The organism is Ornithinibacillus liuyingii (assembly GCF_055550225.1).
Genome location: NZ_JBPWOS010000006.1, coordinates 90,968 through 116,962 on the forward strand (window position 1 = coordinate 90,968; position 25,995 = coordinate 116,962).

Sequence of the window (25,995 nt, forward strand, 5' to 3'; positions counted from 1 at the left end):
TAGCCAGAACCACAGCCGGCATACACAACTCTTTCTAACGGGTTGCCCATAAACCCTTTTTGCTACTTCTTAAGGGGTGTCATGGAGGTTCATTAATCCCGCGGAGCCTTCGTGTATGCCGACCGTTCCGTTTCATTATGATTATTTTCCAAAGAGTACTTTATATCCTTACAATGGAAACACTTTTCCTCTAAACCGTCCTTATACATTGATAGAGTGTTTAGGATCCTAGTGCTTCAATAGGAAATTTACCAAAACTAAACTTTATGAAAAAATAATTATCCACATGTTAATAAGTTCGTACTGGCAAGATTAATTGGATCATGGCTGGATCGTTGATAGGGCGGATGATGAATGGTCTCATTGCCCCAGTGAAGTCTACCATCACTTCATCAACATCCATTACTTTTAGTGCATCTAGCATATATTTAGAGCTAAACGAAATCTTCAGTTCTTCTCCTTCGATGGATTGTACGGTCAGTTCTTCCGATACATGTCCAACTTCAGGGGAATTACTTGTGATTTCTACAATATTTTGATCTAAAGTAGATAATTTTACGACGTTATTTCGTTCCTCACGTGCTAGTAAAGAAGCACGATCAATACTAGAAATTAAGTCTTTTGTTTTAACTTGTAGAACGGTTTTACTTTGTTCAGGAATTAATCGAGAAGTCTCTGGATAGTTACCGTCAAGGATTCTCGATAGGAAGTTTAAGTGTTTCGTTCTAAATAAGATTTGGTTATTTGTTACACTAATTTCTACCATTTCTTCCGAGTCATCTAGAATTTTATTTAATTCATTTAAACTTTTTCCTGGTACGACGATGCTTTCGAATTGAACCTTTGTTGAATTAACAGGAACTTCTCTAGATGCTAATCGGTGACTATCTGTTGCGGTAAAGGATAATTTATTATCGACAAGTGATAAATTGACACCAGTTAGAATTGGTCTAGTTTCCATGGATGAAACTGCAAATACAGTTTGTTTAATTAAGCTTTTTAATAAATCAGTAGGTAGTTCAAAGCTATCATCTGTTTGTAATTTTGGTAATTGAGGGTACTCTTCTGCATCTTGACCATTTAGATGGAATTCTGCTTTACCAGAACGAATTGTGACGCTAAGATTCTCATCCGCTTCAATTTCTACATGTTGTTCAGGTAATTTCCGTACAATATCAGGGAAGTATTTCGCATGTAATACAATACTTCCTTCTTCAATATTTTCTACATTAACCATTCCTTCTTCTTCAGCTGGAATATAAGATTCAATCGAAATATCGGAGTCACTACCAGTTAACGTAATGCCATGAGATTTCGCCTCAATTTTCATTCCAGTTAAAATTGGAATCGCTGTTCTTGAAGATATGGCTTTCATTACATCTTGAACACTATCGATTAATTGATCACGTTGAATCGTAAATTTCATGAAAAAATCCTCCAATGGATGGTTCTATATATATTTATTTTTATTATAAAAAGATAGTAATAATAGTAATAAGGGCTGTGATTATGTGGATAACCCGTTTGAACCTAGATAGAATATAGTTATCCACATGTGAATAAACTGTTTGTAACTGTGTATGTGTTATCCACGCTATAAACAGGGGATAACATCTTAAAGAGCGTGTAATTGTTGTTTAATTTCTTCGATCTCTTTTGCAAAAAGAGAATCCTTATCTAACATGCCTGCTATTTTTTCATGGGCATGGATGACAGTTGTATGATCACGACCGCCAAATTCTTCCCCGATTTTAGGTAAGGAATAATCTGTTAGTTCTCTAGATAAATACATCGCAATTTGTCGTGGAAAGGCAATGGACTTTGTACGTTTCTTAGCCAAAAAGTCCTCTTTTTTGACATTATATTTCTCACCAACCACTTCCATAATCGTAGCAATTGTAATCACTCGTGGTTTATTGTTAGGAATTATATCTTTTAATGCATCTGCTGCTAATGCCGCATCAATATCTTGATTAACAAGTGATGAATATGCCACAACGCGAATTAATGCCCCTTCAAGCTCACGAATATTCGTATCAATTTGATTAGCAATATAGAGCATGACTTCATTTGGGATATCAAGACCTTCAGCCTTAGCCTTTTTCGTTAAAATGGCGATCCTGGTTTCCAAGTCAGGAGGGGTGATATCCGTTATAAGTCCCCATTCAAATCGAGAACGAAGGCGATCTTCCAGTGTTGGTATTTCCTTTGGTGGCCGGTCACTAGAAATAATAATTTGTTTATTTGCTTCATGAAGCGCATTAAAGGTATGGAAAAATTCTTCCTGGGTTGACTCTTTTCCAGCAATAAATTGGATGTCGTCGATTAGCAATACATCAACATTACGGTATTTATTACGGAAGTTAGTCGTTTTGTTTTCCATAATGGCGTCGATAAATTCATTCGTGAACTTTTCAGACGAAATATATACCACCTTGGCATCTTTATTATGTTCTAGTACATAGTGGCCAATCGCATGCATTAAGTGGGTTTTCCCCAAACCAACGCCACCATAAATAAATAATGGGTTGTAAGCTTTAGCAGGTGCTTCGGCAACAGCTAAGGATGCTGCATGCGCAAAACGGTTTCCCGATCCAATTACAAATGTATCAAATGTATATTTAGGATTTAACATCGTTTTTCCGTCATGGGTATCATGAACATTTGCTTTTGGCTTTGGTTTCTGCTTTATTTCTTCTTCTATGACAGTATCTAGAATAATAATTTTTATATTAAGCTTTGACCCTGTTACTTCTAGTAAAACCTTTTGAATTAGCTGGGAGTATTGTTCTTCTAACCAATCTCTAGCAAATTCGGTTGGAGCAGATATCGTTAGCGTATTTCCTTCTAAATTCTCTGCTTTCGTCTCCTTTAACCATGTATCAAAGCTAGGTTTACTGATTTTTTCCTCTATCTTTTCAAGAGTAGCATTCCATAAATCATGGATATTTTCCAATTCGTTCCCCCCTTTCAAATAACGATAATAGATTAGCCTAAATTAAGAATAAAAAACCTCTCTCAATCTTTTCCGCATATTTTAAAAAGATGCTTCATAATATTTTAAAAAGATGCTTCATAAGATGGAAAGGTACATACTCTATTATTTTTTTCGCAGATAGAACAAGGTTAAACTATTTCCAGCTTGCAATAGAAAAACAATCCCATTTGCTATTAAAATGTGACGTTTTCTAACTATAACTACAAAAAATAGTTACATGTGGTTGTGGATAATTTACATTATACAGTACAAGTACGGAAAAGAGTTATTCGCAGATTATATAAATTTGTGGATAAGGTTAAAAACAGATTGTGAATAATTGTCCACAGGATATCCACAAATTGTGTATAAGTTTTACTAGAGAAATACTTATTAACATGTTAAAACACAACTATAATATCAAAAAAAAGCAAGCTCTGCAATGGTTTTTCGACACTTATCCACAATATCTAGTGGTTGTAGACATTTTTTATTCACACCACTATATTTTGTGATTATCTTGTCGACAAATGTTGTGGATAGAAAATTGGGCGTAAAAATTCATGAACAAGGTGTGTGGATAAGTGTTTTTTGTTGTAAAAGGGGGAATAAGTATCGTACTTGTTTGTGAAAGAAATGAAATCGGGATTGTTAAAAGAGGAATAAATGTAAGTTTTTCTGAAAATGCAAGTTGACGTTGGTGGATTTTTTCAGTATAATTGCATGGATGTCTATTGGATTAGATTTTGTTTTGGAGAAATAAGATCCCTCGGGGAGGTGCAACATAAATGAAAAGAACGTTTCAACCAAATAACCGTAAGCGTAAAAAGGTACATGGCTTTCGCGCACGTATGAGCACTAAAAACGGTCGTAAAGTTTTAGCTCGTCGTCGTCGTAAAGGAAGAAAAGTATTATCTGCATAGGCCACTGAAGCGTCAGTGGTCTTTTTTACGCTAGAGAGAGAATGAACGGTGTAAAACGGAATTCTAAATTGGATAGAATAAACTTTAAAGCAGTGGTTCACAATGGATATAGACCCACCTGCTTTTTTACATAAAGAACAGGGGAACTTGGCTTTTTTAGTGTTAGGTGATGAGTGATGAAGAAAGAATATCGGGTGAAGGACAATAAAGATTTTCAAGCTATTTTTAAAAAGGGAAAATCTTTTGCGAATCGACAGTTGGTTATCTATTATATGAAGAAAAAGGATCAGGAACATTTTCGAATTGGCTTATCTGTAGGAAAAAAGATTGGGAATGCGGTAGTACGGAACCGGATTAAACGTTATTTACGTCAAGCATTTCATGAGCTAGAAAATGATATTGAAGCTTCCTATGATATGATTATCATTGCGAGGCAGCCAACTAAGGCGATGGATTTTTTTGAGATAAAGAAAAGCTTAACGCACTTATTGTCGAAAGAAAGACTATTAAAGCGTAGGTAATGTGTTAGATTAAGATAGAATCTAATGCTCGTTTATTGTAAAATATGTGTTATAAAAGTTTATGATAGATGTAAGCGATTTTTTTGTTGGACTAGTTAGGAGGAGCAGAAGTTGCGTAAGAAGATATTTTTTATAGCAATACTAATTGGATTGCTAGTAGTATTATCTGGTTGTACAGAAATAGATCAGCCAATTACAGAGGAAAGTGAAGGAATATGGAATAGTTATTTTGTTTATCCGTTATCATGGTTAATTATGTATTTTGCTGATTTATTTAACGAGAACTATGGATTAGGAATTATTTTAGTGACAGTAATTATTCGTACCTTATTACTTCCACTAAATATTAAGCAATTAAAAAGTTCTAAAGCAATGCAAGATATTCAACCGGCTTTAAAGGAATTACAAGCGAAATATAGCTCAAAAGATGCGAATACACAGCAGAAATTACAGCAGGAAACGATGGCACTATTTCAAAAGCATGGTGTTAACCCACTAGCAGGTTGTTTACCAATCTTTATTCAAATGCCAATCTTACTTGGTATTTATCATGCGATTATGCGTACTGAGGCAATTGGTGGGCATACATTCCTTTGGTTCCCATTGGATCAAGTGGATTATGTATTACCGATTATTGCTGGTTTAACAACATTCTTACAGCAAAAACTAATGATGGCAGGAAGCCCTGCAGCAGCAAACCCACAAATGACGGTTATGCTTTATATGATGCCGATCATGATTACGGTATTTGCATTCTTCTTCCCAGCTGCACTAGCACTTTACTGGGTAATCGGTAACTTATTCATGATTGCACAAACCATTTTCATTCGTAAGCCAATGATGAAGGATACGAATTCTGGGGGAGACAAAAAGTGAGAGAAGTAACTGCTACTGGACAAACAGTTGACGAAGCGGTCCAATCAGCATTAGAGCAGTTAAACACATCTAGGGACCAAGTAGAAGTGGATATTATTGATGAGGGGAAAAGAGGAATTCTAGGTGTATTCGGTGCTAAGCGTGCCATTGTAAAGGTGAGGCTTGCTAAGAATCCAATACAAGAAGCTGAAAAATTCATCCTTAATGTTGTGAAAAATATGAATGTAGAAGTGGATATTACCACTACTGTTGATGGGAACCATGTTAATTTTGATTTAAGTGGAGAGAAAATTGCTCTCTTAATCGGAAAACGTGGACAAACCTTGAATGCATTACAATATTTAACACATTTAGTCATCAATAAAGAAGGCAATCAGTACTATACGGTTACATTAGATGCGGAAGGCTACCGCGGGCGCCGTAAGGAAACTCTTGAAACTTTAGCGTTACGTATGGCAGACAAGGCAAAGCGCTTTAATAAAAAGGTTGCACTTGAACCAATGCCAGCCTATGAAAGAAAAATCATTCATAGTGTATTACAAAATAAACAAGATATATCGACATATTCCGATGGAGTAGAACCACATCGACATGTCGTTATTAAACCATAGTAAGTAAAAGACCTCTGGGGAACCAGGGGTTTTTTTTGAAATAAGAAAGTATAAAAATCTCCGCTCTACCACAGTGTTTCTAACTGTGGTATTTTTATGCGAATGGGATGGAGGTGGGCAGTTGGTGCCCTATTTCGGTTGGGTGAGAGTAGAGAGGGCGAACGGAGGATGTCTGTCGATGCCCTTATTAGGTTGAGTGAGCTTCAAAAGGTAATAGAGAGAAGCTGTTAGTGCCTTTTTTCGGTTGAGCGAGGTGAGAAAGGTAACAGAGGAAGAGTGTCAGTGCCCCTTTTTAGTTGGGCGAGGAGAAAAAGGTAACAGAGAGAAGGTGTCAGTGCCCCTTTTTTGATGGTAGCGGGGATAAAGGTAACAGAGGGATAGTGTCAGTGCCCATTTTCAGTTGGGCGAGACGAAAAAGGTAACAGAGAAAGAGTATCAGTGCCCATTTTCAGTTGGGCAAGCCGAAAAAGGTAACAGAGAAGAGCATCAGTGCCCATTTTCAGTTGGGCAAGCCGAAAAAGGTAACAGAGAAGAGCATCAGTGCCCATATCAGGTTGAGCCGAGAAGAAAAAGTAACAGAGGAAGTATATTAGTACCTTTTTCCGGGGAAAAGAGGTGGTGATTCTGCACCAATCGTAGATAAGGGGAATGAAGTGATCGATAGGGTATTTTAATTAAATGAAGCGGTAGTGAAGGAAGAAGTAAACAATAGAGGATCCCAAGTAGTGAATAAAAGCAGAGGTTAAGATTAACGTTTGAGAGCAGTAAGTAAGCAAATATCCTCATGTATGTTTTAAGGAAAGTGTTCCATACTAATGAATAATGTCTGGATGTAAAAGGAGAAGGACAAGTGGAACAATTTAATGGAATCGTATTTCATGGAGAAATTGAACATAATAGCTTCTATTTAACCCAAGTCAAGAATATTTCCACTGCATCAACCTTGTCTTTGGAACAGTTAGTTAAAATGGTTTCTTATTTAGATAGACAGAACGATTCTTGTTATATTACCGTAAATGATCAAGTTCCCATTTTGTTAAATGATGATGATATGAAAAATCTGCAAAGGGATCTAGAAGTAATCGTGAAGCAAATACATTAACATAGGAAGGAAGATTTGATGGGTAAAGATAAGAAAGAGTTAAATAAATCTAATGACGTGGCAGAAAAGTATTTTGATGTATCGGGATATCAGAGTAATAATCAAGCGGAAAAGGGTATGGCTATTACACATGAGCAAGCAACCGATGCATATACAGAAGGTACCATTGATGGCAGCATTGATCAGCTAGATGAGCAAGGGGAGTTAAAGAGTTATCACGGGGAGGAACTAGACAAGGATAATTTCTAGTAGAGATAATGCATATTATATGAAAAAAGGCTAAGTACCCTAATATAGGAACTTAGTCTTTTTGCTTACGGATCACGTACCTTATAGCGCCTATTATTCCAGGTATGAGAAATGCGATACCGAAGAATAAGGTAAGTAAATTGAGATGTGGTGTTTCATAATAGGTGAACCATTCTTTGAAAAAAGCAGCTTCCATGATGTTTCCCAAAAGTTTCCCATCCATTTCACGATAATTAGGCATCCATCCAGTTGCTTCCAACGTGATAAAAATTAGTTGGGATAAGATAAATACACCAATGGAGGACACCCAACTCTCCCTCCAAAACGGCCGAGAATTTTGCTTCGTAACCAATTGCGTTCTCCCCCTTTATTCTCATAGTAGCAATACGACAGAATAAGATAAAAAGTTTCAAAATTCGTCTCCTATTGGTTAGGAACGATTGAATGCTGCTGTATGTAGTAGCGTTAAAAGGATTATCAGAGGCTGGGACATAACTAAAACAAAGGTAATAAAATACGAACAATCACTACATTAGCCCCGGAAATATACGGAGACTCCTGTGGGAGGAAAGGCATCGGTGAGACCCCGGAAGAGCTTTAGCTCTGAGGAGGCTCACCAGCCGCCACGGAAAGCGTAGTATATTTCCGGGGCGGATTTGATGCGCTAACTTTCATGTTCGGTTTATCCTATGTTAGAAATAGCTATGTCCCAGCCTCAGTAAATTCTCTCCAGCTTGTGCATAAATTTTATACACAAGCTATTTTTACTACAAAACAATGTTGTGTATAACTAATTTTTTTATCTCTACTCAACTTATCCACATGTTAGTAAGTAGTGAAAGGATAAAATGAAAAAATATTATTGTGGATAAGTTTATTTTTGTCTGAAGTTGTGTTATTCTATTAAGTTAGTGACGGTAAAAATCCGTTGCTATACAATTGTGGATAAAAAATAGCGTTTATATAGATAGAAAATGTTAGTGGAGGTGAAAAGAATGTTGGAGACAGATACGATTACGGCGATTTCAACCCCGATAGGTGAGGGAGCAATTTCGATTGTTCGTTTAAGTGGACCAGATGCATTAGAAATAACGGATAAGATTTATCAAGGGAAAGATATTACGAAGGTAGATTCGCATACGATTCATTATGGTAAAATAATCGATCCAGAAACGAATGAAGTTGCGGAAGAGGTAATGGTAACCGTAATGCGTGGACCAAAAACCTTTACCCGTGAAGATGTAGTAGAAATTAATTGTCATGGTGGATTAGTTTCCGTTAATCGTGTGCTTGAAATTGTATTATCGCAGGGTGCGCGTTTAGCAGATCCTGGTGAGTTTACAAAACGTGCCTTTTTGAATGGACGTATTGATTTATCACAGGCTGAAGCGGTAATGGACTTGATTCGTGCCAAGACAGATAAAGCAATGAATGTAGCATTAAAGCAAATGGATGGCCGTTTATCTGCTTTAATTAAGAAATACCGCCAATCTTTATTGGAAACCGTCGCACATGTAGAGGTTAATATCGATTATCCAGAATATGATGATGTAGAAGAAATGTCTCATGAGATGATGCGACAAAAAACGAAAGAAGTGCATGGAGAGATAGAAGAGCTATTAAGTGTAGCTAAACAAGGAAAAATCCTTCGGGAAGGAATTGCTACTGCGATTATTGGTCGTCCAAACGTAGGTAAATCCTCCTTACTCAATGCATTAGTACAAGAAAACAAAGCGATTGTTACCGATATTCCAGGTACGACACGAGATATTATCGAGGAATATGTAAATGTACGAGGTATTCCTTTGCGCTTAGTCGATACCGCTGGAATTCGGGAGACAGAAGATATTGTAGAGCGAATTGGTGTGGAGCGTTCTCGCCAGGCCTTAAAAGAAGCGGATTTAATTCTATTTGTTTTAAATAATAATGAAGAATTGACCGAGGAAGATTTACGATTATTTGAGGCGGTTAAAGGGCTCGAATATATTGTGATTGTGAATAAAACAGACTTAGAGCAAAAGCTAAATATGGATGAAGTGCATGCATTAGTTGGTGATAAGAAAATTGTTACGACTTCCTTATTGAAGGAAGAGGGAATTGAGCAATTAGAATCAGCTATTGCAACGTCTTTCTTTGCGGGAGATATTGATTCAGGCGACTTAACCTATGTCTCTAATGCAAGACATATTCAGCTATTAAGACAGGCGAAACAAGCGTTAGAGGATGCGATGAATTCTCTGGAAATGGGAATGCCACTTGATATTGTTCAAATTGATGTGACAAGAACATGGGAGTTTTTAGGTGAAATTATTGGAGATACAGCAAGTGATAGTCTTATCGATCAACTCTTCTCGCAGTTTTGTTTAGGAAAATAGAGCTTGGAAGAAGCACTAATCTTACTGAATGATTATGAATGCTAAAATAACGAAAGGATGAACAGTTATGGTATATGATGCAGGGCGATATGATACGATTGTTGTCGGTGCAGGTCATGCAGGTGTTGAAGCTGGTCTTGCTGCTGCGAGAATGGGTGTAAAAACACTAATGCTGACGTTAAACCTTGATATGATTGCTTTTATGCCATGTAATCCATCAGTCGGTGGTCCAGCGAAAGGTATCGTGGTACGTGAAATCGATGCCTTGGGTGGGGAAATGGCTAAAACAATTGATAAAAGCTATATTCAAATGCGTATGCTAAACACAGGTAAAGGCCCTGCAGTTCAAGCATTACGCGCACAAGCAGATAAACCTATTTATATTAAAGAAATGAAGCAAACCCTTGAAAATCAAGAGAATCTTACCATTCGTCAAGGAATGGTTGACTCTCTCATTATCGAGGACGGCATATGTAAAGGGGTTCTGACCGAAACCGGTGCTGCTTACCGTGCTGAAACAGTCATTATTACAACTGGTACATTTATGCGTGGAAAAGTATTAATGGGAGATTTAGAGTATGAAAGTGGACCAAATAACCAACGTCCATCTATTAAGCTTTCAGAGAATCTTGAAAAACTAGGAATCGAATTAACTCGATTCAAAACAGGTACACCACCACGAGTAAATAGCCATACGATTGATTATTCTAAGACAGAAATTCAACCAGGGGATGAGAAGCCTCAAGGTTTCTCTTATGAAACGACGAAGTTTATTACGGATCAAATTCCTTGCTGGTTAACGTATACGAATGAATTTACCCATAAAATTATTAATGAAAATCTAGGACTTTCTGCTATGTACTCCGGTGCTAAGCGTGGTACTGGACCTCGTTATTGTCCATCCATTGAGGACAAAATCGTGCGTTTCAATGATAAACCACGTCACCAAATTTTCCTTGAGCCAGAGGGTAGAGATACAGAAGAGGTATATGTGCAAGGACTATCTACGTCATTACCTGAATCCGTACAGCATGATATTCTTCGTTCTATTCCAGGTTTAGAAAAAGCAGAAATGATGCGTCCTGGTTATGCGATTGAGTATGATGCTGTTGTACCAACTCAGCTATGGCCGACATTAGAGCTTAAGAAAATTCCTGGTCTTTATACAGCTGGGCAAATTAACGGTACTTCTGGTTATGAAGAAGCTGCTGCACAAGGTATTATGGCTGGTATTAATGCTGCAGCCAAAGTTCTAGGCAAAGACCCTGTTATATTAGATCGCTCCCAAGCGTATATCGGTGTGTTAATTGATGATTTAGTGACAAAAGGTACGAGAGAGCCTTACCGTCTATTAACATCTCGTGCAGAATATCGTCTATTATTACGTCATGATAATGCGGACTTACGTTTAACCGATATTGGCTATGAATTAGGCTTAATTTCGGAAGAGCGCTATAAGCAATTCGAATTGAAGAAACAACAAGTAGAAGCAGAAAAGAAACGTTTAAGCAAAATTACCATTAAACCAACTCCTGAAGTGCAAGCAATGCTAGAAGGAGCAAATGCTACACCATTAAAAGAGCCAATGAAGGCATATGATTTAATGAAGCGACCAGAGTTAAACTACGATTTAATCGATTCTGTGATAGAATCCGATGACTCACTTCCTGCTGATGTAAAAGAGCAAGTAGAAATACAAATTAAGTATGAAGGGTATATTAAGAAGGCGAATGAACAAGTGGAACGTATGAAGAAAATGGAAGATAAGAAAATTCCAGATGATCTTGATTACGATGCAATTAGTGGTCTTGCAACAGAAGCAAGACAAAAACTGAAAATGGTTCGTCCACTATCCGTTGGCCAAGCATCTCGTATTTCTGGTGTAAACCCTGCAGATATTTCTATTTTACTGGTTTACATTGAGCAAGGGAAAATAGCTAAAGTAGCCAATTAAATTTATTTCAAGGGTCAGACCTTTTGCGAGAGAAGGATACCTTCCTTGCTGTATTTAGATAAACTCGCATAAGAGTGCGTTTATCTAAAGGGTCTGACCTTATGTATACATAATGATGAATAAAGGAGTTAGTAAAAATGAATCCAACGCAATTCGCAGCTGAACTGGAGAAGCAGGGGATTGTTTTAACCGATCGGCAGTTAGAGCAGTTTCGAATTTATTTTGAAACGTTAGTAGAGTGGAATGAAAAAATTAATTTAACCGCATTGACGGCAGAAGAAGATGTCTATTTGAAGCATTTTTATGATTCCATATCAGCTGCCTTTTATCATGACTTCACTACAGCGCAACAGATTTGTGATGTCGGTGCAGGTGCTGGATTTCCAAGTATTCCATTGAAAATTTGTTTCCCACATTTGAAGGTAACGATTGTAGACTCCTTACAAAAGAGGATCGGCTTCCTTAATCATCTAGCTGCTCAATTGGAGTTAACCGATGTAGCATTCTACCATGATCGTGCAGAAACCTTTGGCAAGAATAGCAGGTTCCGGGAGTCATTTGATACGGTAATGGCAAGGGCGGTTGCGAGAATGTCCGTTTTAAGTGAATTATGTATTCCATTAGCGAAGAAAGATGGCGTGTTTATCGCGATGAAGGGTGCACAAGCTAATGAGGAGCTTCAAAGTGGAAAAACTGCCATCGAGGTTTTAGGGGGAGAGATAGAATCAACCCACACCTTTACATTACCAGAAGAGAATAGTGAGCGATCCATTGTGATTATTTCAAAGAAAAGACAAACACCAAAGAAATATCCACGTAAACCGGGGACACCTAATAAAGAACCAATCGAATAGGTTATAAAACAGGAAAATATCACTTTTCCTGTTTTTTTGTCGAAGGAGTATATCATTCATGTCCAAGCTTAATAGATTGTGATAAAATAGGCTTAGCGTTAATTCTATGGTAAACTAGAATAGATTTCGTGTAGGACATAGGCGAGAATATACATAGTTTCAGGCTACAATGTTTCACGTGAAACATTTCATATAGAGGAGAGATTTATAGATTATAGGTACAGAACTATTAATCTATCTTATAAAGATAAAGGTGGTGTCTGATGATGGTAAGTCCATTTAACCGCATATTTGGTATTGGTGAAAAGGAAAATGAAGTAGTTGAGGAAGAGAACTATCATCCAGATGAAGTCATACAGCTTCCAGTTAAACAGATTCAACCAAATAGGTATCAACCAAGATCCGTATTCAATGAAGAAAAGATAGAAGAGCTAGCAAAGACGATTAATACGCACGGAATCATCCAACCTATTGTTGTTCGAAAAATAGATACTGACAGCTATGAGATTATTGCCGGAGAACGTCGTTGGAGAGCCGTTCAATTACTAGGCTGGGACAATGTGTCTGCTATTATTCGCGATATGAATGATACGCAAACTGCGTCCGTAGCACTGATTGAAAACTTACAACGTGAGGAACTAACCGTAATTGAGGAAGCAATGGCCTATGCGAAGCTACTAGAGCTTCAAGAGCTGACACAAGAGGCGTTAGCACAGCGACTAGGGAAAAACCAATCAACCATTGCGAACAAACTTCGCCTTCTTAAGCTACCAGAGCCAGTACAAGAAGCGTTATTACAAAAACTTATTACAGAGCGACATGCAAGAGCACTGATAAAATTAAAAGACGAAACGCTTCAGCTAAGATTATTACAAGATATCATAGAACATGACTTAAATGTAAAACAAACAGAAGAACGAATTGATACGATTAATAATGCAAAAGAAAAACCAAAGAAAAGAAAACCAAAATTAAAAGGTGTCAACAAAGATATCCGAATCGCCATGAATACGATTAGACAATCGTTAAATATGGTGTCTGATACCGGAATCGACATAGAATCTGACGAGCAAGACTTAGATGATTATTATCAAATTACAATTAAAATACCAAAAAAGAAATAATCACTTCCCCCATCTACTAAGATGGGGATTTTTATGGTTTGCTGGGAGGATTTGGAGGAAGTGAGCGGATGTCATTCCTTTTACTGGAAGAAACTAGCCTGTTCTTCTAGTAAAAACACTAGTAGAATAGGCTTAAATCACTCATTTCCACAAAAAATATAAATTTAATAGTTTTTAACTCCAAAAAAGTGATAAAATAAAAAGTATATTGTTTTAGGTAGGTGGAAAAATGGGGAAGATTATGTCTGTCGCTAACCAAAAGGGTGGCGTTGGAAAAACAACTTCATCAGTTAATCTAAGTGCCTGCTTAGCTCACTTAGGAAACAAAGTGTTGTTAGTAGACATAGATCCACAAGGTAATGCAACCAGTGGGGTTGGAGTTAATAAAGCTGACATGGATAAATGTGTATATAACGTGCTAGTAGAAGACCTACCAGCCCGTGAAGTTTGTGTACCAACTAATGTTGAAAATCTCGATATAATTCCTGCGACAATTCAGCTTGCGGGAGCAGAAATAGAATTAGTACCAACGATTTCGCGTGAAATAAGATTAAAAAAAGCGTTAGAAGAGGTAAAGGATGAATACGATTATATTATTATCGATTGTCCTCCATCACTTGGGCTATTAACATTGAACGCGTTAACTTCATCGGATTCCGTACTAATTCCAGTTCAATGCGAATATTACGCATTAGAAGGATTAAGCCAATTGTTAAACACGATTCGTTTAGTGCAAAAACATTTAAATAAAGAGCTAATGATAGAAGGAGTACTTCTAACCATGCTTGATGCGAGAACTAATTTAGGTATTCAAGTAATTGAAGAAGTGAAAAAATACTTCCAAGACAAAGTCTATAATTCTATCATTCCAAGAAATGTGCGGTTAGGCGAGGCACCAAGTCATGGCCAACCAATTATTACGTACGATCCAAAATCGAAAGGTGCAGAAGTTTATCTTGAATTAGCGAAGGAAGTGGTGGCTAATGGCACGAGGGTTGGGTAGAGGATTAGATGCATTTTTCCCAGAAATAGAGGAAAAAGCGGATGATGTTGTTCAGCATTTGCCGATAAAGGAGTGTAGACCAAATCCTTATCAGCCAAGAAAGACTTTTCATTCGGATTCAATTGAAGAATTAAAGGAATCGATCTTAGAATATGGCATTATTCAACCTTTAATTGTTCGCAAAAGCATTAAAGGCTACGAAATCGTTGTAGGGGAGAGACGCTTCCGTGCTGCTAAAGAAGCTGGATTAACCGAAATCCCTGCAGTTGTTAAAGAATTAACCGATGAAAAGATGATGGAATTAGCATTACTAGAAAACCTTCAGCGTGAAGATTTATCTCCAATCGAGGAAGGACAAGCGTATGCTAATTTAATGAAAGAGTTAAACATTACACAAGAAGAGCTAGCAAAACGACTCGGTAAAAGTCGCTCCCATATTGCGAATTTGGTTAGACTACTTGGGTTGCCTGATCAAGTAATTGCATATATAAATAATGGTGAATTATCAATGGGTCATGGGCGTGCATTACTTGGGTTAAAGGATAAAGAAAGGCTAATCCCAATCGTTAATAAAATCCGTAGTGAAAAACTAAACGTTAGACAAGTTGAAAAACTAATCATTGCCTTAAATGAAAAGCCAGTTAAGAAAAAAGTAAAACCGAAAAAGGATATCTTTATTCAAGAAAGAGAATCTGTCCTTCGTGATAGGCTTGGAACTGCAGTAAATATCCAACGTGGAAAACGTAAAGGAAAGATTGAAATTGAATTTTATACGGATGATGATTTAGATAGAATCATCGAAGTGTTGGAAGGGTAGGATATACCTTTCAAAGGACTAGGAGGTCATACACCTCCAGTCCTTTTTCTATATGAGACAAACGAATAAATGACATAGTATGATAAAGGTCTTATGAAATTGTTTCACGTGAAACATCATTAGAAAAGTTTAGTTTAGAAGAGTTCCAGCAGGAGAGAGGGTACATAGAATGGCGTTATTTGGTACATTAGTAAATGGAGCATTAATTGTTATTGGTAGTTTATTAGGGTTAGTATTTACCAAAATCCCAGAGCGTTTTAAGGAAACCGTGATGCATGGGATTGGCTTAGCAGTCATATTAATTGGACTGCAAATGGCGTTTTCGACCGAGGATATTATTGTCGTGCTATTGAGCTTGCTGTCTGGCGCTATTATTGGTGAGCTTCTAAGGGTAGAGGATAAACTGAATCAGTTTGGAAATTGGATAGGAAGTAAATTTAGAACCAAGTCGGATAAGAATTCTGTTTCTCAAGGATTTGTTACGGCTTCATTAATCTTTATAGTTGGTGCGATGGCGATTATAGGTGCCTTGGATAGTGGGATTCGAGGCGATCATGAAGTGTTAATAACGAAAGGCATCCTCGATGGCTTTGTAGCCCTTGTATTAACGAGTACACTAGGTATAGGTGTTGTACTATCAGTCGTTCCAGTCGTGGTATATCAGGGGGCTATTGCATTATTGGCTACCCAGATTGAACGATGGGTTCCAGACTACTTTTTGAACGGGCTAATTGTGGAGTTAACAGCAGTTGGTGGTTTGCTAATTGTCGCAATAGGATTAAATATGTTAAAGGTTGTTCAAATTAGGGTAGGGAATCTATTACCTTCTATTATAACAGTAGGGGTAATCTATTATATCTATCAATTGTTTTAATATGTTCTATTTTACGTGTAAGCAGAAAATATATGGTCAAGGATAAAAAATCCTATCACAATGTGGAGTGGTAGGATTTTTTTAATAGGATAATTAAATTGGTTTCTTTTTTTGCTGTTGCATTAATACTGCCGGTGTAACATAGCTGGAGGTTAGTTGTTGGTCTATGGTATCTATGACATTTGCGATTTTTTTAGCCATCTCGACGACAATGGATAGTCTTGTGTTCTGTAACACAGAGTATTCCATAAAACCGCTAATATTAACTACTCCAGTAATATGCACATCACCAATCGGCGGAAGAGGTTTGTTTAATGCTGCTCCTGGCTTTAATGCGCCTTCACAGGCAATGATTTGTCCGACAGAACTTGTCTTTCCTAAACAAGCGTCCACAGCAATAATAAATGGATGCTTATGCTGATTATGAATTAAGGTTATATAATCCTCTAAATTTGTCGCGTGGACTGGGTCATGCAATGTTCCATATACAGTCATATGCTTCAGTTTTTTATCCATCAAATAGGTACCGGTTAAAGGGCCTAACGCATCACCTGTAGAACGATCGGTACCGACACAAACAACAATATATTCCTTTGGTATTTTAGGAAACCAGGATACAATTCGCTCAGGTACGGCGTCCATAAGGGTTGGGTCAGTATGTAACATCCTTATTGCTTCGTTTTTTTGTGATAAACGACTCTTTAGATTCATAGGTTCTCCTCCGCATACATATTGTTATTAGTATACGGATTAGATTTTTATTTTATACATGTGTAACCGTATAAAATTCTGTGTGTTACGGGACGGTTGTATGTTAGTACATGTAGTTAATTCATAGGAATGTAATTGGGGGAGAAGCAATGTGGAAATCAGGATTTAAATGGATGTTCCTTATTATTGGGACAACCATCGGAGCAGGGTATGCATCAGGAAGGGAGCTATGGGAGTTTTTTGGCCATGGAAGTGGACTAGCTATTGTGTTGTTTGTTATCTTTTTCTCCGTTTCGTGTTATGTTATCATGTCGATTAGCTATCATAAGCAGTCAACAGAGTATCGACCGGTATTACAAGTGATAGTGGGGGATAAGATATCACCTATCTATGACGTGATGATATTTCTGTATCTCTATACAACAACGGTTGTGATGATGTCTGGGAGTGGTGCAGCTGGACAGGCATTTAATCTTCCTTACTGGGTTGGAATCGTATTTATTGTGGTCATGCTTGTTTTACTTTTTTTTAGGGATATAAGTGGACTGTTATCTTTTAATCAAGTCATTCTACCAGTGTTAATACTTGGACTATTGTATGTATTATTTACCTTCACCTTTGATCAGAGGTTACATTTATTCTCTCATTGGCATGAGCAATTTAACTGGACAGCAGCATTTCCGTTTACGGCTTTAAATGTATTGCCATTGATTGCGGTGCTTGGGGCGGTAGGGAATAAGATGACCTCCAAAAAGGAGATATGGATAGCAAGCCTTGGAAGTGGAGCAATTCTTGGGGTCATTACTTATATCTATAACAATAGTCTCATTCAAATCTCCGAACAAATTCTGTTATATGAAATTCCACTTTTTGCGATATTAAGTAATTATCCATTTTATATGGTCCTATTTATGACTATCCTATTATGGTTTGCGATATTTACGACAGCAGCATCGGGTGTGTTAGGGTTAACAACTAGGTTAACAGGCTATTTTAAATTGCCATTTTGGTTGCTTGTTTTAGTAATATTAGCTACAATGATACCATTAACAACACTAGGATTTTCTACGTTAATCAGCATTTTATACCCACTGTACGGTTTGCTTAACTTATATGTCTTAACTAGGTTATTGCTGTATCCGTTATGGGTAAAAAGAGACAAATAATCGATATTTCAAATAATATTTAATATAAGGGGCAGTACAAATGGTGGATAAGGATTTTCAATTACATGATGTTGTACAAATGAAAAAACCCCACCCATGCGGGGAGAATCGTTGGAAAATAATTCGAATGGGAATGGATATTCGAATTAAGTGTATGGGTTGTGAACATAGTGTTATGATTCCACGAAAAGAGTTTGCCAAGAAGCTAAAAAAAGTATTGGAAAAGGCAGCAAATTAAAGCTTTTTTTATGGACGAAATTCCAAAAAAATGGTAAATTATTTCATAGATAGATAGAGAAAAGCATTAATAATAGGGTAAGAACGCAAAAATAGGCTTCAGCACGAAGCCTATTTTTGCGTTTTACTGGCTTGTCTTTTTTTATACGTAAATCTATAATTGAACTATTGAACGCGTTCTATATGAATGGAATCCTTAAGGAGTGGAATGAAATGGCTTTAACAGCAGGAATCGTCGGACTTCCAAACGTAGGAAAGTCTACATTATTTAATGCAATTACCCAAGCAGGAGCAGAAGCTGCAAACTATCCGTTTGCGACCATCGATCCCAATGTAGGCATGGTGGAAGTACCTGATGAGCGCTTAAATAAATTAACTGAATTAGTAAATCCGAAGAAAACCGTCCCAACAACATTTGAATTTACCGATATTGCCGGAATTGTTAAAGGTGCAAGTAAAGGGGAGGGGCTAGGAAACCAATTCCTTTCACACATCCGCCAAGTAGATGCAATATGCCAGGTTGTTCGTTGCTTCGTGGACGAGAATATTACCCATGTATCAGGTAAAGTGGATCCGATTGATGATATTGAGATCATTAATTTGGAGCTTATTCTAGCAGACTTAGAGACAGTGAATAAACGTTATCAACGTGTCGAAAAGCTAGCAAAACAAAAGGATAAGGATGCACTAGTAGAATTTGAAGTGCTATCTAAGTTAAAAACAGGTCTGGAAGAAGAAAAGCCAGCTCGCGCAATTGAGTTTACAGAAGAGCAGCTAAAAATCGTAAAAGGGCTTCATTTACTAACTAGTAAGCCAATGCTCTATGTAGCCAATGTTGGGGAAGATGAAGTGGCAGATCCAGAATCGAATCCTAACGTACAAAAAGTGAAGGAATATGCAAGCAATGAAGGTGCAGAAGTAATTGTTATTTGTGCTCGAATTGAAGAGGAAATTTCGGAACTAGATCAAGAAGAGAAAGAAATGTTCCTAGATGAATTAGGTATTACAGAATCAGGGCTAGATAAGCTAATTAAAGCCTCTTACAGCCTATTAGGACTTGCGACATACTTTACAGCTGGAGAGCAAGAAGTGCGTGCTTGGACGTTCCGTAAAGGGATGAAAGCACCACAAGCTGCAGGGATTATTCATTCGGACTTTGAGCGAGGATTTATCCGAGCAGAAACGGTATCATACGATGATTTAGTTGAAGCAGGATCTATGACTGTTGCACGTGAAAAAGGAAAAGTACGCCTAGAAGGAAAAGAATACATCGTAAAAGATGGCGATGTTATCCACTTCCGATTTAATGTATAAAAAGTTTATTTACACGGACTAGGTCAAAGGGAAATATAACGTAAAAAGGATTCTATCGAAGACTTGTTATTTCATATGAGGTTTGGTATAATACACTATTGTGAGTAATGAATTTTAAGATTACTCCTTGCTCTTATTGCGAAAGTCTACTTTCAAGAAATAAGGGCCGCTAAGACCAAAAGGAGGTGTAACGGATGAGAAAATATGAAATCATGTACATCATCCGCCCAGACATGGAAGAGGAAGCGCAAAAAGCTTTAATCGAGCGTTTCAATGGTATCTTAACTGATAATGGCGCGGAGATTGAAAAAGTTGAAGAAAAAGGCAAAAAACGCCTTGCATATGAAATCAACGATTACCGTGATGGATACTATGTTTTAATTAACTTCGCTGGCGATGAAAAATCAGTTAATGAATTTGATCGTTTAGCTAAGTTTTCTGAAGACATTATTCGTCACATTGCAGTTCGTATAGATGAATAATAATAAGGAGTGGTTCTGATGTTAAATCGTGTCGTACTTGTCGGCAGGTTAACGAAGGATCCTGATTTACGTTATACACCAAATGGAGTTGCGGTTGCCAATTTTACAGTAGCTGTAAATCGTCCTTTTTCTAACCAACAAGGAAATAGAGAAGCCGATTTCATTAACTGTGTCATTTGGAGAAGACCTGCAGAAACATTAGCTAACTATATGAAAAAAGGTAGCTTAATTGGTGTGGATGGAAGAATCCAAACGCGTTCTTTTGAAGGTCAGGATGGAAAAATGGTATATATCACAGAGGTTGTGGCTGATAGTGTACAGTTCTTAGAATCCAAAGGTTCTTCCCAAGGGCAAGGACGTGGAGGACAAGACTCTTATTCACCAGGATTCCAACAAAATCAGAACCAAAATAGAAACCAAAATCAGAATCAAAATCAATTTGAGGATGATCCATTTAAAGATAATGGAGAGCCAATTGATATTTCTGATGATGATTTACCATTCTAATATAATTCGTTTAAATAAAATCAAATGTAACTAAAAGGGAGGGTTTCGCATGGCAGCTCGTCGTGGACGTGGTGGTAAACGCCGTAAAGTGTGTTATTTCACAGCTAACGGTATTACACACATCGATTACAAAGACGTTGATCTTCTAAAACGTTTCATTTCTGAACGTGGAAAAATTCTTCCTCGTCGTGTAACTGGAACTTCTGCAAAATATCAACGTAAACTTACAATTGCAATTAAACGCGCTCGTCAAATGGCTTTATTGCCTTACGTAGCAGAATAAGCATGATTCAAAGGCACTGCAAGGATATACTTGTAGTGCCTTTTTTTATTGTGAATGAATTAATTTTCAAAACTGGATAAAAGCTTACTGAAATACATACATTTAATGGAGAACATGGATTTAGCGACCCATGCTCTCCTAATTTTAATTCAAAATCAGTCTTAGATGCTTTTGATAAAATGCTCAACTTTATTAAAAGACATTGATTGATAACTGAGAGTTATTCAAGAATCGGGTGCAAAAGTGAAACAAGGTAATGAAAATGGTGTCGCAGTATGGTTTAAAATTCTAAAATATATTGGGATATTGTGGTAATATTTAGATAGAAGTTATGAAGCTAACAGGTAGACGGATAAACAATGTTAATGGTCGATTACTTTAGTCTTTAATTAGAATCTAAAATACAATTTATTGGACAAATAATGGGGAGGGAATGAGATTGGGACAACGAATTGATTATTACCATGTAGCACCAGAAGCACTTAAAATAATAATGGAAATGGAAAAGTATACGAAAACCACAGGTATAGACCGTAAACTTCGTGAACTTATTAAAATACGGGCTTCTCAAATAAACGGCTGTGCATATTGCTTGAATATGCATACAGCAGATGCTCGAAAGATGGGTGAAACAGAACAAAGAATATACTGCATTAGTGCTTGGCAGGAGTGTGAATTCTATACAGAAGCAGAAAAAGTAGCTCTAGAGCTGACAGAGCATGTGACATTGATTCCGACAAAACGTGTTCCAGATGAGCTTTATCAAAGAGTGCGTGAACATTATGACGAGAAACAGTATGTTGACCTTGTTCTAATAATTAATCAAATTAACAGTTGGAATAGAATTTCTATTTCAATGGGAAATACAGCAACTGACGAATAAATGATCCCCACCGAAGTCGTATAGTGTTGTCTTTCATGTAGGCAAAGAGCATCCAATGAACCAGTTTGGATGCTTTTTTATTTATGTTTATTTCTACTTGTGAATAGCTCAGTTTTTATGAAATCTAAACACCGTTAAGTACATCATCATCTTGCGAGAAAAGCTAGCAATATTAGTAAAGTAATCACCTCAATTGATAAGTACACTCAATATGAGGTGATGTAATATGTATTTAAACGTTTTAAGAAATAATAGAAATGTATTATTTTACTTGTTAGGAGCCGGGACTTCTAGTTTTGGGAATGTTATATCTGGTTTAGCCTTCCTATTTATAGCGTATCAGATGACAGAATCAAGTTTACATACAACTGGTGTTGCGATTTCACAAGTAGTACCGTATCTTTTATTTGGATTAATTGGGGGAGCGATTGCTGATTGGGTAGATAAAAAAAGGATATTAATAATAATCGACCTTATAAGAGTACCTCTACTATTATCACTAGTGCTATTTCACCAATTAGCATTGCTTAACTATTGGCATTTAATAGTAGTGAGCTTTCTTATTCAGTGCCTGGGTTGTTTTTTTAATCCTGCCCATAGGGCTATACTACCCATTATTACAAAGGAAGAGGAAAGATCCTCTGTTAATAGTTTGCTTGACACCGTTACAAGGGGCATTACGGTATTAGGACCTATTGTTAGTATAGGTTTAATGAATACAATTAACGTGATTCATTTTTTTACCTTCGATGCACTAACATATCTTATAAGTGCGATTCTTATTTATAAAATCCAATTTACAGAAATAAATACAACAAGTGAAAGTTCAAATCAAAGGAAAATAAGTGGTATAGTTACCTCAATAAAGGACTTTTCTATTTGGGTGAAAAAGCAAACGACAATTAGAACCTTATTTTTAGTTACAGTAATCATTGTGTTTTTAAATACTTGGGTTTGGCAAGTCGGTTTATTATTACAACTAGTAGAAACAACCCCAAATGGGGAGAAATTATATAGCCTACTTTTAGGGTGGTATGGTGCTGCTGTAATTGCAGTAAACCTGCTTATCCCATTAATTTGGAAAAAGTTAAGTTTGAAAATTTATTTATTTGGTTCACTGATTTGGGGTATAGGCATTCTCTTATTAGGATTTGCGTATACTTTGCCAATTTATTTTATAGGAATATTAGTTGCAGCAATAGGCTTACCTATATCTGGCTTATCACGAGTATATTTGTTACAGAAATATCTTCCCTCAGAAAAACTAGGTAGGGGCTTTAGTTTTAATGCATTTCTTCTATATGTATCAAATGCTGTATCTCTAGGTGTATTTGGATTCATCTCTTCATTCTTGTCTACAAGAATCTTGTTTATAATATGTGGCATTATGATGGTTATTTGTTCAGTTGTTTACTTATTAATCATTTCTCGAAAGACACCAGGAGTAATACCATATAACCGCTTAAATAATTGATTGTAAACAGTAACAGATGAAAAACCACAGTCCATGGCAATTTTTAATACCGTGTTATTTGTTTTTTTTAGCATTTCCTGACTTCTGACGACTCGGTAAGTTTGTAACCAAGAGTAAGGGGAAATCCCTAAGGTGTCTTTAAAGTAATGGGCAAATTGAAATTTACTTAAACCCGCTACTTTTGCCATCTCATCTAAGGTCCAAGAATGCTGATAATCTTCTTTTAAAGCTAGTATTGTTTTGTATATTTGTGGATCTAATGTTTTATAGGTATTTAAATTTATATCTTGTGAATGGGTACCAACCGTACTTTTCAATAACAGTAAAGCCAATTGGGTGAAGCTGTGTTCCAAAAATATCTCCATTGATCTTGTGTCATCTTTTTCAAGTTGTGCAAAATCTAATACGAACCTGACCCAATTTGAAATTTGAGGGTTTTTCTGGATATGTAAAGCAAACTGGATATCATGGTGTACAGGGTAAAGATCTTGAGAAACTTCACTAAGAAAAGAAGGGTTTAATTCAATTAAAAATTTCTTGTCATCTATTGCTAATTGTTTATGTTCAGCTAGGGGGTTGAATAAAATAAATTGTTGACTATTAAGGGTAAGCTGATTTCTGTTCGTTTGGTAATCTATATCTCCTTTTAGGGAGTAAATAAACTTATAACAATCGTCTGAACGCCAGTTGCTCTCTTGGCTGAAATCTCTCTTATATAATAAAACGCCATTCTTGTTTTCTAGTAATAGTTTTGTTGAGCTCACCGAATCACCTTCCTAGTTATTATAAAAATTGTATCATAATGGAGGAGGGAATTTAATGAAGCAAGCATTAGTAGTGGAGTTCAATTGTGAGTTGTATTATACGGTGCAGGCATCATAAAACAATATGATGCTTGTTAATAATTTTACTAAAGCTAGCTGGTGGATAGTCAAGAAGGCATCACCAATTCTTATTAAAAGTAAAGAGGTGGCAGTATTTTATGGGGAAAATGATAGAAGATGAACATTATTATAATAATAGATATACTGTAGAAAATGGAATTGTCGATTTTGAAAGGGTATATATGGTTGATGAATCTAAATTTAGTAATGAAACTTATGAGGCATTAGAAAAGGTTTACGAAAGTTTACCGTGTTATTTAGGAAAGAAAACAAATTTTCCTAGTTGGTTCGGTGATGAGGAAAAGGGAGATAACCATTTTATTACAGTTTCATTTGAACCTTCAGGGTTACAGTTTTGGGGCAAACTACCTATTTCAGATTTTTTAAAATGGCAAAATAAATTCCATGAGCTGATAGCAAACTTTCCGTTTAAATATGAATATTAGAAAGTTGAATTATTTGTATAAGTTTTTTTGTACTTAAGCAAACTGGTGTATTTAGTTTAATAAGTTGATTTGTGAAGCCATTTAAAGGAATCTTAAGTCTAAAATAGAGGGGTGATTACATGAAGGGATTTTTGTGTTCACTACTATTTTTAGCTATATGTATTACACTTTTGTCTGCGTGTGATTCAGACCAAGTTGACGAAACAGAAGATTGGGAACCCACTGAATATGAAAGTGTCAATAGCTTGGATGGAGTAACCATGATTGTAAAGGAGGGAACGGTATCTTCAACTGGATTAACCGTAATGTTTGAGAATAAATCCGACAAAAGGTGTATATATAGCGAAGATTTTTTGGTGGAAAAGAAGATAGAGGGAAAATGGTATCAAGTCCCCTTTATCCCAGGAGCTTCCTATGGCTTTGGTGATCCTGGATATGAGTTAAATTCATCAAATGTTAGTGATTGGACAGTCGATTGGGAGTGGCTCTATGGAAATCTGGATAGTGGAGAATACCGTATAGTGAAGAGAATACTGGATGTTAGAGAGCCAGGAGACTATGATGAGCATAATCTGTTTGCGGAGTTTACTATTAATTAGTTAATATAATTTTATAAAACGTAGATTGTGAAAGATTCTACTTTAAGTAAAGATTGCTTTACTTAACAGAGCGATCAAATTTAAGATATTACTATATGGGAGTACAACGATTGGAAAATTGCATTAGAATTGAGGTAGAGGTATTGAACTATCTGAGCAAGTTAATTTAAACGAACATTAATTTTACAAATTAAAAGACGTGCTGTTATTTGCACGTCTCTCCTGTATCCGCACTAATGAAGATTACTTTTCCAATAGCCATTTTAACATATTATTTTCTAAGCCAATTCGCTTCATCTGTAACTTTTCTAGCACTCTTATTGAAGGGGCGTTATCATCAAGACATTCAGCAACTATCTTCGTTACGTTTTTATCTGAAAAAGCCCACTCTACAAGTTTTTGAACAGCTTCAGTTGCATAGCCTTTCCCTTGTGCGGAAGGTACAATTCCATATCCAACTTCAACAGTGTTTGCTGAGTTAGGTTTTCCCTTAAAACCAATATCACCAATAATGTTGTTATTTTCTTGATCTATCACAAACCATACACCCCAACCCAATAGAGTAGGATCTTCTCTTAGTTCTCCTAAGTACATATTTATATGTTGACCCACTTCATATTCTTCTGACGTGCTTATTATGGATATTGACTCCTCTGTACAAGGAATTAATTTTAGTCTTGCTGTTAGTAATTCCATCATTTATCTCCTTTTTAAAAGTTATATCACCTCAGTAATATTTAGCGAAATAA

The 25,995-nt window shown here is 36.5% G+C and carries 30 protein-coding genes; 24 read left to right on the plus strand and 6 right to left on the minus strand.

What is annotated here, in order from left to right:
* Nucleotides 1-289 precede the first annotated feature (289 nt).
* Nucleotides 290-1,426, minus strand: coding sequence for a DNA polymerase III subunit beta (dnaN, locus tag ACSKT4_RS09545; protein ID WP_186871064.1), 1,137 nt, complete (start codon nt 1,424-1,426; stop codon nt 290-292).
* A gap of 189 nt (nt 1,427-1,615) precedes the next feature.
* The gene (gene dnaA, locus ACSKT4_RS09550; RefSeq protein ID WP_186871063.1) at nt 1,616-2,956 is read right to left on the minus strand and encodes a chromosomal replication initiator protein DnaA; all 1,341 of its coding nucleotides are present in this window, start codon (nt 2,954-2,956) and stop codon (nt 1,616-1,618) included.
* Between the two features lie 809 nt (nt 2,957-3,765).
* On the opposite strand from dnaA, the gene rpmH reads away from it, so the two are divergent.
* The 7 genes from rpmH to ACSKT4_RS09585 all read left to right on the plus strand — a co-directional run bounded on the left by rpmH (nt 3,766) and on the right by ACSKT4_RS09585 (nt 7,259).
* Nucleotides 3,766-3,900 (plus strand): 50S ribosomal protein L34, encoded by a 135-nt coding sequence (gene rpmH / locus ACSKT4_RS09555; RefSeq protein WP_010094630.1) that lies wholly within the window; start codon nt 3,766-3,768, stop codon nt 3,898-3,900.
* Nucleotides 3,901-4,076: 176 nt separating this feature from the next.
* Complete coding sequence (rnpA, locus tag ACSKT4_RS09560) at nt 4,077-4,421, plus strand: ribonuclease P protein component (protein ID WP_186871062.1); 345 nt, start codon at nt 4,077-4,079, stop codon at nt 4,419-4,421.
* A 111-nt stretch (nt 4,422-4,532) separates the two neighbouring features.
* On the plus strand, nt 4,533-5,297 hold the full coding sequence (spoIIIJ, locus tag ACSKT4_RS09565; RefSeq protein ID WP_211740796.1) for a YidC family membrane integrase SpoIIIJ: 765 nt from the start codon (nt 4,533-4,535) through the stop codon (nt 5,295-5,297).
* A complete protein-coding gene (gene jag, locus ACSKT4_RS09570) occupies nt 5,294-5,908 on the plus strand; it encodes an RNA-binding cell elongation regulator Jag/EloR (RefSeq protein ID WP_186871060.1) in 615 nt (204 codons plus the stop codon). Before spoIIIJ ends, jag begins: the two co-directional genes overlap by 4 nt.
* A 400-nt stretch (nt 5,909-6,308) precedes the next feature.
* Nucleotides 6,309-6,530 (plus strand): hypothetical protein, encoded by a 222-nt coding sequence (locus tag ACSKT4_RS09575; protein WP_465823242.1) that lies wholly within the window; start codon nt 6,309-6,311, stop codon nt 6,528-6,530.
* A 228-nt stretch (nt 6,531-6,758) separates the two neighbouring features.
* Nucleotides 6,759-7,010, plus strand: coding sequence for a hypothetical protein (locus tag ACSKT4_RS09580; protein ID WP_211740797.1), 252 nt, complete (start codon nt 6,759-6,761; stop codon nt 7,008-7,010).
* A gap of 18 nt (nt 7,011-7,028) precedes the next feature.
* Nucleotides 7,029-7,259, plus strand: a complete 231-nt coding sequence (locus ACSKT4_RS09585; RefSeq protein ID WP_186871057.1) for a YozQ family protein — start codon at nt 7,029-7,031, stop codon at nt 7,257-7,259.
* Between the two features lie 52 nt (nt 7,260-7,311).
* On the opposite strand, the gene ACSKT4_RS09590 is transcribed toward ACSKT4_RS09585, so the two are convergent.
* Entirely contained in the window at nt 7,312-7,611 is a 300-nt protein-coding gene (locus ACSKT4_RS09590; RefSeq protein WP_465823244.1) for a YfzA family protein, read from the minus strand.
* Nucleotides 7,612-8,254: 643 nt separating this feature from the next.
* On the opposite strand from ACSKT4_RS09590, the gene mnmE reads away from it, so the two are divergent.
* The 7 genes from mnmE (at nt 8,255) to ACSKT4_RS09625 (ending at nt 16,260) form a co-directional block, all read left to right on the plus strand.
* Nucleotides 8,255-9,634, plus strand: coding sequence for a tRNA uridine-5-carboxymethylaminomethyl(34) synthesis GTPase MnmE (gene mnmE, locus ACSKT4_RS09595; protein ID WP_281413734.1), 1,380 nt, complete (start codon nt 8,255-8,257; stop codon nt 9,632-9,634).
* Between the two features lie 67 nt (nt 9,635-9,701).
* Entirely contained in the window at nt 9,702-11,588 is a 1,887-nt protein-coding gene (gene mnmG / locus ACSKT4_RS09600; RefSeq protein ID WP_186871222.1) for a tRNA uridine-5-carboxymethylaminomethyl(34) synthesis enzyme MnmG, read from the plus strand.
* A 137-nt stretch (nt 11,589-11,725) separates the two neighbouring features.
* On the plus strand, nt 11,726-12,442 hold the full coding sequence (rsmG, locus tag ACSKT4_RS09605) for a 16S rRNA (guanine(527)-N(7))-methyltransferase RsmG (RefSeq protein ID WP_465823245.1): 717 nt from the start codon (nt 11,726-11,728) through the stop codon (nt 12,440-12,442).
* Nucleotides 12,443-12,708: 266 nt separating this feature from the next.
* Complete coding sequence (gene noc / locus ACSKT4_RS09610; RefSeq protein ID WP_186871227.1) at nt 12,709-13,566, plus strand: nucleoid occlusion protein; 858 nt, start codon at nt 12,709-12,711, stop codon at nt 13,564-13,566.
* A gap of 229 nt (nt 13,567-13,795) precedes the next feature.
* On the plus strand, nt 13,796-14,569 hold the full coding sequence (locus ACSKT4_RS09615) for a ParA family protein (protein ID WP_186871220.1): 774 nt from the start codon (nt 13,796-13,798) through the stop codon (nt 14,567-14,569).
* Nucleotides 14,550-15,386 carry a ParB/RepB/Spo0J family partition protein gene (locus tag ACSKT4_RS09620; RefSeq protein ID WP_465823246.1) on the plus strand — a complete coding sequence of 279 codons (837 nt, stop codon included), beginning with the start codon at nt 14,550-14,552 and terminating at the stop codon, nt 15,384-15,386. The genes ACSKT4_RS09615 and ACSKT4_RS09620 overlap by 20 nt, the downstream gene beginning before the upstream one ends.
* Nucleotides 15,387-15,555: 169 nt before the next feature.
* Nucleotides 15,556-16,260, plus strand: coding sequence for a DUF554 domain-containing protein (locus ACSKT4_RS09625; RefSeq protein WP_186871218.1), 705 nt, complete (start codon nt 15,556-15,558; stop codon nt 16,258-16,260).
* Between the two features lie 93 nt (nt 16,261-16,353).
* Here ACSKT4_RS09625 and yyaC read toward each other — a convergent pair whose 3' ends face one another.
* Nucleotides 16,354-16,971 (minus strand): spore protease YyaC, encoded by a 618-nt coding sequence (yyaC, locus tag ACSKT4_RS09630; RefSeq protein ID WP_186871217.1) that lies wholly within the window; start codon nt 16,969-16,971, stop codon nt 16,354-16,356.
* A 149-nt stretch (nt 16,972-17,120) separates the two neighbouring features.
* Here yyaC and ACSKT4_RS09635 point away from each other — a divergent pair, with 149 nt between their 5' ends.
* From ACSKT4_RS09635 to ACSKT4_RS09670, 8 genes are all read left to right on the plus strand, one after another.
* Nucleotides 17,121-18,137 (plus strand): YkvI family membrane protein, encoded by a 1,017-nt coding sequence (locus ACSKT4_RS09635; protein ID WP_186871216.1) that lies wholly within the window; start codon nt 17,121-17,123, stop codon nt 18,135-18,137.
* A 40-nt stretch (nt 18,138-18,177) separates the two neighbouring features.
* Nucleotides 18,178-18,375 (plus strand): DUF951 domain-containing protein, encoded by a 198-nt coding sequence (locus tag ACSKT4_RS09640; RefSeq protein WP_186871215.1) that lies wholly within the window; start codon nt 18,178-18,180, stop codon nt 18,373-18,375.
* Between the two features lie 212 nt (nt 18,376-18,587).
* A complete protein-coding gene (gene ychF / locus ACSKT4_RS09645; protein ID WP_186871214.1) occupies nt 18,588-19,688 on the plus strand; it encodes a redox-regulated ATPase YchF in 1,101 nt (366 codons plus the stop codon).
* Between the two features lie 194 nt (nt 19,689-19,882).
* On the plus strand, nt 19,883-20,170 hold the full coding sequence (rpsF, locus tag ACSKT4_RS09650; RefSeq protein ID WP_186871213.1) for a 30S ribosomal protein S6: 288 nt from the start codon (nt 19,883-19,885) through the stop codon (nt 20,168-20,170).
* Between the two features lie 18 nt (nt 20,171-20,188).
* On the plus strand, nt 20,189-20,677 hold the full coding sequence (gene ssb / locus ACSKT4_RS09655; RefSeq protein WP_186871212.1) for a single-stranded DNA-binding protein: 489 nt from the start codon (nt 20,189-20,191) through the stop codon (nt 20,675-20,677).
* A gap of 49 nt (nt 20,678-20,726) precedes the next feature.
* On the plus strand, nt 20,727-20,960 hold the full coding sequence (rpsR, locus tag ACSKT4_RS09660) for a 30S ribosomal protein S18 (protein WP_186871211.1): 234 nt from the start codon (nt 20,727-20,729) through the stop codon (nt 20,958-20,960).
* 439 nt (nt 20,961-21,399) lie between these two features.
* Nucleotides 21,400-21,843 (plus strand): carboxymuconolactone decarboxylase family protein, encoded by a 444-nt coding sequence (locus tag ACSKT4_RS09665; RefSeq protein WP_465823249.1) that lies wholly within the window; start codon nt 21,400-21,402, stop codon nt 21,841-21,843.
* 226 nt (nt 21,844-22,069) lie between these two features.
* Nucleotides 22,070-23,317 (plus strand): MFS transporter, encoded by a 1,248-nt coding sequence (locus ACSKT4_RS09670; protein WP_465823251.1) that lies wholly within the window; start codon nt 22,070-22,072, stop codon nt 23,315-23,317.
* On the opposite strand, the gene ACSKT4_RS09675 is transcribed toward ACSKT4_RS09670, so the two are convergent.
* Nucleotides 23,254-24,081, minus strand: a complete 828-nt coding sequence (locus tag ACSKT4_RS09675; protein ID WP_465823252.1) for a helix-turn-helix transcriptional regulator — start codon at nt 24,079-24,081, stop codon at nt 23,254-23,256. The two genes, ACSKT4_RS09670 and ACSKT4_RS09675, sit on opposite strands and share 64 nt — an antisense overlap.
* A gap of 218 nt (nt 24,082-24,299) precedes the next feature.
* Between ACSKT4_RS09675 and ACSKT4_RS09680 the strand changes: the two genes are divergently transcribed.
* Both ACSKT4_RS09680 and ACSKT4_RS09685 read left to right on the plus strand, forming a co-directional pair.
* Nucleotides 24,300-24,647, plus strand: a complete 348-nt coding sequence (locus ACSKT4_RS09680) for a hypothetical protein (RefSeq protein WP_465823254.1) — start codon at nt 24,300-24,302, stop codon at nt 24,645-24,647.
* Between the two features lie 119 nt (nt 24,648-24,766).
* Entirely contained in the window at nt 24,767-25,246 is a 480-nt protein-coding gene (locus tag ACSKT4_RS09685; RefSeq protein ID WP_465823255.1) for an immunoglobulin-like domain-containing protein, read from the plus strand.
* 243 nt (nt 25,247-25,489) lie between these two features.
* On the opposite strand, the gene ACSKT4_RS09690 is transcribed toward ACSKT4_RS09685, so the two are convergent.
* Nucleotides 25,490-25,942 (minus strand): GNAT family N-acetyltransferase, encoded by a 453-nt coding sequence (locus ACSKT4_RS09690; protein WP_465823257.1) that lies wholly within the window; start codon nt 25,940-25,942, stop codon nt 25,490-25,492.
* Nucleotides 25,943-25,995: the final 53 nt, after the last annotated feature.